Genomic DNA, 7,917 nt, shown 5'->3' with positions numbered 1-7,917 from the left:
CGTGCGGTGGCAGGGGACGAGTGTGCCACGATCACGCTCGACCGCCCGGCCCACCACAACCGCCTGCACGTGGACGACCTGCTGACGCTGCAGCACCACTTCGCGGCGCTGCAATCCGACCCGGCGGTGCAGGTGCTGGTGCTCACCGCCACCGGTGCCAGTTTCTGCTCGGGCTTCCACCTCGGCGCGCTGGGCGACGGGCCGCAGGCGTCCACCGCCGGCCCGCACCTGTTCGAGCAGACCGTGGATGCGCTCGAGGCGCTGCCGCTGCCCACGGTGTGCCGGCTCAACGGCAGCGTCTACGGCGGCGCCACCGACCTGGCGCTGGCCTGCGACTTCCGCCTCGGCGTGGACAGCCTGTCGCTGCGCATGCCGGCGGTGCGGCTGGGGCTGCACTACTACCCCAGCGGGCTGCGGCGCTATGTGTCTCGGCTGGGCCTGGGCGCGGCCAAGCGGCTGTTCCTGCTGGCCGAGACGGTGCCGGCCGACGAGTTGCTGCGCATCGGCTACCTCGACCGCAGCGTGCCGGCCGACCGGCTCGATGCCGAGGTGCAGACCGTCGTCGACGCGCTGCGCGCCGGCGCGCCGCTGGCGCTGCGCGGCATGAAGGCCTCGCTCGACGAGATCGCCCGCGGCGAGTTCCACCTCGCCACGCTGCGCGAACGGGTCGACCGCTGCGCCGCCAGCGACGACCTGCGCGAGGGCCAGGCCGCGATGGCCGAGAAGCGCGCGCCGCGATTCCAGGGGCGCTGAGCGCGGCCCGCCGGCCCACGAGCAGGAGACTCAGCGCCGGTCGGGCGGCACCGCCTTCAGCGTGGCGCTGAACACCGCGTGGGCAGCCAGGTCCACCGGCCGGTGCTTCGGCCGGGTGCTGGCGGGATGTTGGCCGAGGCAGTTGCCGCCTTTCCAGTCCTTGGCCGGACGCACCGGCCGCGGCGCGAAGCCGCCGCCGCAATTGGGGCAGACATTGCCCAGCACCTGCTCCGCGCAGGTGGCGCAGAAGGTGCACTCGAACGAGCAGATGCGCGCATCGGTCGAATGCGGCGGCAGCGCCGTGTTGCAGTGTTCGCAGGTCGGTCGCAGCTCCAGCATGGCGTGGCTCCTTCGGGGACGGTGGGACGGTGGATCGGTGCGGCGGAAGGGTTCGGCCTCATGAGGAAACGCACGGCCGCTCCGAAGTTTCCTCACCCCCTTGAGGGGCGGCGGCGGGCATTGGCCGCCGCCTGGGGGCGCTCTCAGCCGCCGAAGCGCGGCCGGCGCTTTTCGACGAAGGCGCGCATGCCCTCGTCGAGGTCGCCATTGGCGATGGTGAGCACCTGGTTGCGGTCTTCCATGGCGATGACCGACGGCAGGTCGTTGCCGTCGACGGCGGCCCAGAAGCATTCCTTGCTCAGCCGCAGGCCCAGCGGTGCGGTGGCCAGCATGTCGTCGGCCAACGACTGGCCCGCGGCCTCGAGCTGATCCAGCGGCACCACGTCCGACACCAGGCCCACGCGCAGCGCGCGCTGCGCATCGATGAAGCGGCCGGTGTACAGCAGCTCGGCGGCCACCGAGGTGCCGACCAGTCGGCTGAGGTGGTAGCTGGCGCCCATCTCGCAGCCCGACAGGCCGATCTTGATGAAGGCGCAGTTCATCTTCGCGCCCTCGGCAGCGATGCGCACGTCGCAGCCCAGCGCGATGGAGAAGCCACCGCCCGCGGCGTGGCCGTGGATCAGCCCGATCACCGGCTGCGGGCAGCGCCGCATGCGCATCACCAGGCCGCTGAAGCGGCGCTGGCTCTGCAGGGCCAGGTCGGTGGTGCGGCCCACCGCCGCGCCCGGCACCGTGGCGGCCTTGATGTCGAGGCCGGCGCAGAAGGCCCGCCCCGCCCCGCGGAGCACGACCACGCGCACCGCGGCGTTGTCGAGCAGGCTGTCGAAGTAGTGGTTCAGTTCGGCCAGCGATTCGGCGGTGAGCGTGTTGAGCTGCTCGGGCCGGTTCAGCGTGACCCAGTCGGCCGCCCCGCGCGGCTCGACGATCAGGTGGCGATAGTCCAAGGCGTGTCTCCGCAGGCCGTCGGTCGGGCCCGTCGCCCGATCTTGCCCGATGCGCCGCGGCCCGCACCGTCGGCGCGCCCAGGCCAGGGTCCGGGCGACGCGGTCAAGGCGTCGCGGGACCGTCGCCGGGCTGGCAACGGCCCTTCTTCTCGAACCAGTAGGCCACGTTGCCGGCCACGACGATGCTGCCCGACACCACCGCGCTGGCGGCCGCGGTGGCACCGGCCGCCGCCAGCAACATCACGCAGCCTTCGTTGGCGCAACTGTGGAAGGCGCCGAGCTGAACCGGTTGCAGGGCCATCTGCCGCGTGACGATCCGGCAGTCGGGGTCGTAGACCTCCACCGTCACCGGCAGGAACACGCAGCCCGACACGGCGGCGCACAGCACCGCGACAGTAGCCCGCCGCACGGCGCGTCGGCATGTCAGATCGGGTGGCGTCATGGCCCCGACCTTACACACCCCCGGCCGCCTGGGGGCGCTGCCGGCGCAACGGGGCCCACCGGCGGCACCGACCGCGGCGCGACGTACCGCCCAGACAGGCGGGGCGACAAAACGTCGCAGGCCCCCATATGTCAGTGATCGCTTTCGTTCTAGGCCTTATGATTGCTGCATTCCCGTTTCCTGAATAATCCCTCCGGCCGCGCGACCGAGGGGTTGACGCTCCAGAGCGCCTCGCCGACCATTTGTCCACGTCGCGCTGTGCTGCAAATCCCCCGGATCGAGCAGCACGGTTGGATGAGCCAACGAGCCTTTCTGACGGTGCCCGACCAGGTCGGGCTCGACTCAGGCAGGGTTCACCATCTCACGGTGCATCAAGCGCCAAGTTGAAAAGAGTTCTCAATGAAGTACGTTCTTGCCCATGGCCTGCGAACCGCCGTCCTCGGTGGCCTGCTGGCTGTCACCGGCGCAGCCAACGCGCTGACGATCTCGTTCACCACCACCAACCTGGCCGACACCACGGTGGGCCAGGACCTCTGGCGCTACAACTACACCCTGAACGGCGCGGTGACCCAGTTCGACGTGATGCGCCTCACCTTCGACGACGTGCTCTACGGCACGCTGTCGAACGGCCAGCCGGCCACCAGCACGTCCTTGCAGGTTCAGCCGCTGGTGCAGCCGGCCGCGCCCACCGACGGCAGCTTCGGCCTGCGCGTCATCGGCCCCACCACCACCTACAACAACCGCACCGGCGTCAGCGTCGACTTCGTCTGGAAGGGCGTGGGCACCCCCGGCGCGCAGCCGTTCACGCTGTTCAACCAGGCCGGCACCACGCTGCAGACCGGCACCACCGCCCCCGTGCCCGAACCCGGCACCTACGCCATGATGGCCGTGGGCCTGCTGCTGCTGGCCGCGCGCCGCTACCGCAAGCGCGCCGACCCGGTCCACCAGGCCGTGTGATGGCCCCATGAGGGCGGGCCACCACGGCCCGCGCCTCATGCGCTGATCCTGTCCTGCGATCAGCCGGCGATCGCCGCCTGCGCCGCTGCCAGGCGCGCGATCGGCACCCGGAAGGGTGAGCAACTCACGTAGTCGAGCCCCGCGCGGTGGAAGAACGCCACCGACGCCGGGTCGCCGCCGTGCTCACCGCACACTCCCACTTCGATGTCGGGCCGCACCGAGCGGCCCTTGGCCACCGCCATTTCCACCAGCGCGCCCACGCCCTTCTGGTCGATCGACCGGAAGGGATCGTGCTCGTACAGGCCGCGCTTCAGGTAGTCGGGCAGGAAGCTGCCGGCGTCGTCGCGCGAGAAGCCCATCGTCATCTGCGTCAGGTCGTTGGTGCCGAACGAGAAGAACTCGGCCTGCCGGCCGATGCTGTCGGCCACCAGCGCGGCGCGCGGCGTCTCGATCATCGTGCCCAGCAGGTAGTCGATCGACTCGCCGCGCTGCGCGAACACCTCGGCCGCCACCTTGCGGATCACCGCCGCCTGGGCGTTGAACTCGCGCACCGTGCCCACCAGCGGCACCATGATCTCGGCCTTCACCACCGCGCCCTTGGCGCGGGCCTCGAGCGCGGCCTCGAACACCGCCCTGGCCTGCATCTCGGTGATCTCGGGGAAGGTGATGCCCAGGCGGCAACCGCGGTGGCCGAGCATCGGGTTGGCCTCGCGCAGTTCGTCCACGCGCATGCGGATGCGGCCTGGCGAGACACCCATCTGCTGCGCCATCACTTGCTGCCCGGCCTCGTCGTGCGGCACGAACTCGTGCAGCGGCGGATCGAGCAGGCGGATGGTCACCGGCAGGCCGGTCATGGCCGCGAACAGGCCCTCGAAATCGCCGCGCTGCATCGGCAGCAGCTTGGCCAGCGCCTTGCGGCGGCCGGCCTCGTCGTCGGCCAGGATCATCTCGCGCACGGCGTTGATGCGGTCGCCCTCGAAGAACATGTGCTCGGTGCGGCACAGGCCGATGCCGGTGGCGCCGAAGCGCCGCGCGATCACCGCCTCTTCGGGCGTGTCGGCGTTGGCGCGCACCTCGAGCCGGCGGTGCTTGTCGGCCAGCGCCATCAGCGCGCCGAAGTCGCCCGACAGCTCGGCGTCCTGCGTGGCCAGGCGGCCGGCATAGACCTCTCCGGTGGAGCCGTCGAGCGAGATCCAGTCGCCTTCGGCGTAGACCTGGTCGCCGATCGTCATCGTGCGCGCCTTCATGTCCACGTGCACCGCGCCGGCGCCGCAGACGCAGCACTTGCCCATGCCACGCGCCACCACCGCGGCGTGCGAGGTCATGCCGCCGCGCGCGGTGAGGATGCCCTTGGCCACGCTCATGCCGCGCAGGTCTTCCGGCGAGGTTTCCTGGCGCACCAGCACCACTGCCAGGCCGCGCTGGGCCCAGTCCTCGGCCTCGTCGGCAAAGAACACGATCTGCCCGCTGGCCGCCCCGGGCGAAGCCGGCAGGCCGCGCGCGATGACCATGGCCTCGCGCAGCGCGTGGGTGTCGAACACCGGGTGCAGCAGGTCGTTGAGCCGGTCGGGCACCACGCGCTGCAGCGCCGTGGCCTCGTCGATCATGCCCTGGCGCAGCATCTCCATCGCGATGCGCACCATGGCCGCACCGGTGCGCTTGCCGTTGCGCGTCTGCAGCATCCACAGCTTGCCTTCCTGGATGGTGAACTCCAGGTCCTGCATGTCCTTGAAGTGGTTCTCGAGCGTGGTCTCGGCGTGCAGCAGCTCCGCGTACAGCCCGGGCATCAGCTCCTCGAGCGACGGGTAGCGGGCGCGGCGCTCGTCCTCGCTCACCTGCGCCAGCCGGGCCCAGCGCTGCGAGCCCAGCGTCGACACCTGCTGCGGCGTGCGGATGCCGGCCACCACGTCCTCGCCCTGCGCATTGACGAGGAACTCGCCGTTGAACAGGTCTTCGCCGGTGCCGGCGTCGCGGGTGAAGGCCACGCCGGTGGCGCTGCTGTCGCCCAGGTTGCCGAAGACCATGGCCTGCACGTTGACCGCGGTGCCCCAGCTCTGCGGGATGTCGTTCAACTCGCGGTAGACGCGGGCGCGGTCGTTGTTCCAGCTCTCGAACACGGCGACGATGGCGCCCCACAGCTGATCCCACGGATCGGTCGGGAAATCGCGGCCGATGCGCGCGCGGATCAGCGCCTTGAAGCGCGCCACCAGCTCCTTCAGGTCGGCGGCGTCGAGCTCGGTGTCGAGCTGCACGCCGCGCTGGGCCTTGACCATGTCGATCACCACCTCGAAGGGATCGTGGTCCTCCTTCTTGGCGGGCTTCAGGCCCATCACCACGTCGCCGTACATCTGCACGAAGCGGCGGTACGAATCCCAGGCGAAGCGCTCGTTGCCGGCCTTGCGGGCCAGGCCCTCGACCGCCTCGTCGTTGAGGCCGAGGTTGAGGATGGTGTCCATCATGCCGGGCATCGACGCCCGCGCACCCGAGCGCACCGACAGCAGCAGCGGATCGTCGGCGTTGCCGAAGCGCTTGCCCATCTCCTGCTCGACGAAGGCCACGCCCTGCAGCACCTCGTCGCGGATCAGCGCCAGCGCGGCGTCGCGGCCCTGCTCGGTGAACACCGTGCAGGCCTCGGTGCTGATGGTGAAGCCCGAGGGCACGGTGATGCCCAGCCGGCACATCTCGGCCAGGTTCGCGCCCTTGCCGCCGAGCAGGTTCTTCATCGCGGCGGAGCCCTCGGTGCGGGAACTGCCGAACACGTAGACGTACTGGTGGGCGGACGACATGGCTTCACCTCGGATGCGATGCGGGTCTCGGAGCCCCGAGCTTGGCGCCGCGCGCACCGCGGCCGATTGCCCGCGGTCAATGCCGGTCCAGATCGGCCACGGCTGCGGCCGCCCGCGCCGGTCTACGGGGCGTGGAGCGACACCTGCATGATCTCGCGCGCGATCGCGTCGAGCGGCACGGTGCGCTCGACGCCACCGCGCTCGATCGCCACCTTGGGCATGCCGAAGACGACGCAGCTGGCCTCGTCCTGGGCCAGCGTGCGGGCGCCGGCCTGGCGCATCTCGAGCAGCCCGGCGGCGCCGTCGTCGCCCATGCCGGTCATGATGACGCCCAGCGCATTGGCGCCGGCGCAGGCGGCGACCGAACGGAACAGCACGTCCACGGACGGGCGATGGCGGTTCACCAGCGGGCCGTCGCGCACCTCGACGTGATATTGCGCGCCATTGCGCCGCAGCAGCATGTGCCGCCCGCCGGGGGCGATGAGCGCCAGGCCGGGGATGACACGCTCGTTGTGCTGCGCCTCGTGCACGTCGATCTGGCACAGGCCGTCGAGCCGGTGCGCGAACTCGGCGGTGAACTTCTCGGGCATGTGCTGCACGATGACGATGCCGGGGCAGACCCGCGGCAGGCGGGTGAGCACGCGCTCCAGCGCCTGCGTGCCGCCGGTGGAGGTGCCCAACGCCACCACGCGGTCGGTGGTGCGGATCATCGCGCCCGCCGCATCGACCGCCGGCAGCACCGCATCGGCGCTGTGCCGGGGCATGGGCCGCAGCTGGCCGACGCGCGCCCGCGCGGCCGACTTCACCGCCGACAGCAGGTCGTCCGACGCGTCGGTGAGGAACTGCTTCAGCCCGAGCTTGGGCTTGGTGATGATGGCCACCGCGCCGGCGGACAGCGCCGCCAGCGAGGTCTGCGCGCCCTTCTCGGTCAGCGTCGAGCAGATCACCACCGGCGTGGGCCGCTCGGCCATGATCTTCTTCAGGAAGGTGATGCCGTCCATGCGCGGCATCTCGATGTCGAGCACGATCACGTCGGGCCACTGCGTGGCCATGCGGGCCATCGCCTGCAGCGGGTCGCCGACGGCGCACAGCACCTCGATCGCCGGATCGGCCTGCAGCAGGCTGCTCACCACCTGGCGCACCACCGCCGAGTCGTCGACCACCATCACCTTGATGCGGGTCATGCCACGTCCTCCTGCCCCTGCCGGGTGTCGTGCGCGACCTGGTAGGACCAGACATCGCCGGTGGCCACTTCGAACAGGATCTGCCGGTGCCCGATGCCGAACAGGCTTTCCGACACCACGGTGATGCCGCCGGCCTGAAGCAGCGCCCGGGCGGCCTCGCCGTTGCGCTGCCCGACCATCGGGTTGCCGGTCGGCGCCAGCCCCGGGAACATGTTGCCGCCGCCGAAGATCTTGGCCTGGCACTGCACCGGCGGCACGCCGGCCGCGCGCAGCTCGTCCAGGACCAGTTGCAGCGCCTCGTCGCCGTAACGGCCGTCCAGCTCGGCCACCGGTGCCGTGCCGCCGCGCGTGGGCAGCAGGAAGTGCGACATCGCCCCCAGGCGCGCGGCCGAATGCCACAGCGTGATCGACACGCACGAGCCCAGCAGCGTGCGGATGCGGTAGCTGTCGTCCCCGACGAACCACCCGCCGGGCGGCAGGAAGATGTCGATCGGGTCGACGCTGGCCATGAT

General features: G+C 71.1%; 8 protein-coding genes. 2 read left to right on the top strand and 6 right to left on the bottom strand.

Annotated features, from left to right (window positions below):
- The coding region (locus tag EOINJALH_RS05730) for an enoyl-CoA hydratase-related protein (protein WP_310732272.1) at nucleotides 1-753 on the top strand (753 nt) is incomplete at its 5' end.
- A gap of 30 nt (nucleotides 754-783) precedes the next feature.
- Here EOINJALH_RS05730 and EOINJALH_RS05725 read toward each other — a convergent pair.
- The 3 genes from EOINJALH_RS05725 to EOINJALH_RS05715 all read right to left on the bottom strand — a co-directional run bounded on the left by EOINJALH_RS05725 (nucleotide 784) and on the right by EOINJALH_RS05715 (nucleotide 2,478).
- Nucleotides 784-1,092, bottom strand: coding sequence for a DUF1272 domain-containing protein (locus tag EOINJALH_RS05725; RefSeq protein ID WP_088279354.1), 309 nt, complete (start codon nucleotides 1,090-1,092; stop codon nucleotides 784-786).
- A gap of 143 nt (nucleotides 1,093-1,235) precedes the next feature.
- On the bottom strand, nucleotides 1,236-2,036 hold the full coding sequence (locus EOINJALH_RS05720) for an enoyl-CoA hydratase/isomerase family protein (protein ID WP_234413678.1): 801 nt from the start codon (nucleotides 2,034-2,036) through the stop codon (nucleotides 1,236-1,238).
- A gap of 103 nt (nucleotides 2,037-2,139) precedes the next feature.
- The gene (locus EOINJALH_RS05715) at nucleotides 2,140-2,478 is read right to left on the bottom strand and encodes a hypothetical protein (protein WP_199873167.1); all 339 of its coding nucleotides are present in this window, start codon (nucleotides 2,476-2,478) and stop codon (nucleotides 2,140-2,142) included.
- Nucleotides 2,479-2,877: 399 nt separating this feature from the next.
- Here EOINJALH_RS05715 and EOINJALH_RS05710 point away from each other — a divergent pair, with 399 nt between their 5' ends.
- Complete coding sequence (locus EOINJALH_RS05710; RefSeq protein WP_088279352.1) at nucleotides 2,878-3,435, top strand: PEP-CTERM sorting domain-containing protein; 558 nt, start codon at nucleotides 2,878-2,880, stop codon at nucleotides 3,433-3,435.
- 59 nt (nucleotides 3,436-3,494) lie between these two features.
- Here the strand turns inward: EOINJALH_RS05710 and ppdK are convergent, their stop codons facing one another.
- The 3 genes from ppdK to EOINJALH_RS05695 form a co-directional block, all read right to left on the bottom strand.
- The gene (ppdK, locus tag EOINJALH_RS05705) at nucleotides 3,495-6,221 is read right to left on the bottom strand and encodes a pyruvate, phosphate dikinase (RefSeq protein ID WP_088279351.1); all 2,727 of its coding nucleotides are present in this window, start codon (nucleotides 6,219-6,221) and stop codon (nucleotides 3,495-3,497) included.
- Between the two features lie 122 nt (nucleotides 6,222-6,343).
- On the bottom strand, nucleotides 6,344-7,405 hold the full coding sequence (locus EOINJALH_RS05700; protein ID WP_088279350.1) for a chemotaxis response regulator protein-glutamate methylesterase: 1,062 nt from the start codon (nucleotides 7,403-7,405) through the stop codon (nucleotides 6,344-6,346).
- Nucleotides 7,402-7,914 (bottom strand): chemotaxis protein CheD, encoded by a 513-nt coding sequence (locus EOINJALH_RS05695; RefSeq protein WP_199873165.1) that lies wholly within the window; start codon nucleotides 7,912-7,914, stop codon nucleotides 7,402-7,404. Before EOINJALH_RS05695 ends, EOINJALH_RS05700 begins: the two co-directional genes overlap by 4 nt.
- Nucleotides 7,915-7,917 lie beyond the last annotated feature (3 nt).

Source organism: Ideonella sp. A 288, from assembly GCF_002198735.1.
In the GTDB taxonomy this organism is placed as follows: Bacteria; Pseudomonadota; Gammaproteobacteria; order Burkholderiales; family Burkholderiaceae_C; genus Pseudaquabacterium.
The sequence above is the reverse complement of the archived record's forward strand: the minus strand, read 5'-3'. Positions and strand labels throughout refer to the sequence as shown.